This is a genomic window from Acidiphilium sp. JA12-A1 (assembly GCF_000724705.2).
GTDB lineage: Bacteria > Pseudomonadota > Alphaproteobacteria > Acetobacterales > Acetobacteraceae > Acidiphilium > Acidiphilium multivorum.
In genome coordinates this window covers 1-2032 of the sequence record NZ_JFHO01000191.1, presented here as the reverse complement: position 1 = coordinate 2032, position 2032 = coordinate 1, and the positions used below count along the sequence as shown (strand labels likewise).

Below are 2032 nucleotides of genomic sequence, written 5' to 3'. Positions count from 1 at the left end.
GGCCCGATCTCCTGAGGATCGCCACCTCGATCCGCACCGGCACGGTGTCCGCGTCGGTGATCCTGCGACAACTCGCCGCCTACCCACGACAGAACGCCGTTGCCGCGGCACTGCGCGAACTCGGCCGTCTCGAGCGGACGCTGTTCACCCTCGACTGGCTGGAAGATCCGGGCCTGCGCCGTGAAAGCAGTCATGAACTCAACAAGGGCGAGGCCCGCAACAGCCTGGCCCGCGCCGTCTTCATTCACCGGCTCGGCGAAATCCGCGACCGGACCTTCGAGAACCAGACACATCGAGCCTCTGGCCTGAATCTCCTGGTCACCGCCATCATCCTCTGGAACACACGCTATCTCGCGCAAGCCATACAGGCCCTACGCCAGGTCGAGGATGTGCCCGGAACCCTCCTCAGACATCTCTCGCCGATCGGCTGGGAGCATGTGAACCTGACCGGCGACTACATCTGGAGCGCCAATCAGAAATCGACGGAAAACCATGCCGGATTGCGGCCGCTCCGGCCAATCCCCGACACGACCACCCACGCAGCCTGATGTTCCCACTTTGTCCGCTTATGCTACAGCGCGGGGCGATCCGTTACTTCGGGCCTTGAGGTCGCTCAAGCCCGTCTGGAGGCGCGTGAGGCGGCCAGCGAGGTGGTCCAGCTTGAGGCGGAGCGGGAGCGGCGTGTAGCCGCCGCCGCTGCTCAGAAGGCCCTAGAGGCCGCCCAGAAGGCCGAGGAAGCCCGTAGGGTGGCAGAAGCCGCCCAGAAGGCCGCTGAGGCCGCTCAGAGGGCAGCGGAGAGGGAGAAAGCGCAGAAGGCTGCTGAGGCGGTTCCAGTGATGGCGAGTAAGCCGACCATCTCGCCCGCACGGCGCCAGCAGATGGAGTCGTTCATCGAGCAAATGCGGCGGACCGAGCTTCAGAAGCTGCATCGGCAAATGCTGGATGCGACCGAAAAGAGCCGGGAAATGCAGACTCAGCTTGGATGGGCGGTAACGGGCCGGGAGAATGCGAAAGAGGCACTTACCAAAGCCGAAGACTGGGAGTCCGTGAGGAAAGGTGAGTTGGATGAGGCAGCCAAGAATCTTAAGGAAATTCGCGATAACTCGCCATTCCGGGCATGGCTGCACGACCTGAAAATCTGGCGTTCTGATCTACTGGCGGAAGCTGAAACGGCAGTGAACACGGCGAAGCAAAATCACGATCACGCCTGCTATTTGAAGCGCAACGCCGAGGCGGCTTTGGCCAAAGAGATGACCCCGGAAGCGGAGGAAGCGAGAAAGCAGGCGATCAAGGATCAGAAAGCCGCCGAACACGGTAATGTGGCCGAGATCGAGGCGATGCAGCAGGCGCTGCACAGCCCGGAATGGCTGGATGAGGCCGAGCGGCAGGTCAATCACATGCTGGACGTGCGGGAGATCGTGAGCGCCGGGCAGGTTGAACAGAGTTGGGGGCAGACCCGGTTCAGCCATCCGCCTGACCTGTCAGTGCAGGAGATTGAGCGGCGTGATGCCGTGCTGGCAGAGCAACCGGAGATCACCAAAGCCGTGATGGAGGAAGTCGCGAAAGAGCGGGACCGAGGGATGGATATGATGGACTAAGCTGCCCGGAACGGTGCTCAGTAGAAAAATACCTTCACGAAAATGACCGCCGATAAGGCCAAGGCAATCGCCGTCATCCAGATGATGACACGGAGTTTGTCCCTAAGAGACTGAACATCAACTTCCGATTTGGGCCGACGAAATGGAGATGGCCCCTTAGACTTCCGGCCAGAAATCATCAGCCATCATCTGCTCGAAGGACCACGGGCAAGTGGCAGGAAAGGTAGCTTTGGGCAGACCAGTCTCCACATACGCTTCGCCGCGCGCGTCGATGTAAGCGTCGGCAAAAGCCTCTGGCAGCTTTGATTTTAGGCTAGGGTTGTCGGCCAAGTGGCGCGTGATCGCACGCCGCTGGGTGCCGATTGTAACTTCCCATGAAGCCCCGCGCCGGGCGGGCTGGTGCTGCCACTTGAGCAGGTGTGCGAGCAGGACCG

General features: G+C 61.3%; 3 protein-coding genes. 2 read left to right on the top strand and 1 reads right to left on the bottom strand.

Features of this window, described 5'->3' with window-relative positions:
* Together RT91_RS19190 and RT91_RS19185 are read left to right on the top strand one after the other, a co-directional pair.
* Positions 1 to 548 (top strand): Tn3 family transposase (locus RT91_RS19190; RefSeq protein WP_035189413.1); only part of this gene is annotated, 548 nt, incomplete at its 5' end.
* A 102-nt stretch (positions 549 to 650) separates the two neighbouring features.
* The gene (locus RT91_RS19185; protein ID WP_035189412.1) at positions 651 to 1598 is read left to right on the top strand and encodes a hypothetical protein; all 948 of its coding nucleotides are present in this window, start codon (positions 651 to 653) and stop codon (positions 1596 to 1598) included.
* Between the two features lie 156 nt (positions 1599 to 1754).
* On the opposite strand, the gene RT91_RS19180 is transcribed toward RT91_RS19185, so the two are convergent.
* Positions 1755 to 2032: DUF29 domain-containing protein (locus tag RT91_RS19180; RefSeq protein ID WP_035189411.1), on the bottom strand; the 278-nt coding region annotated here is incomplete at its 5' end.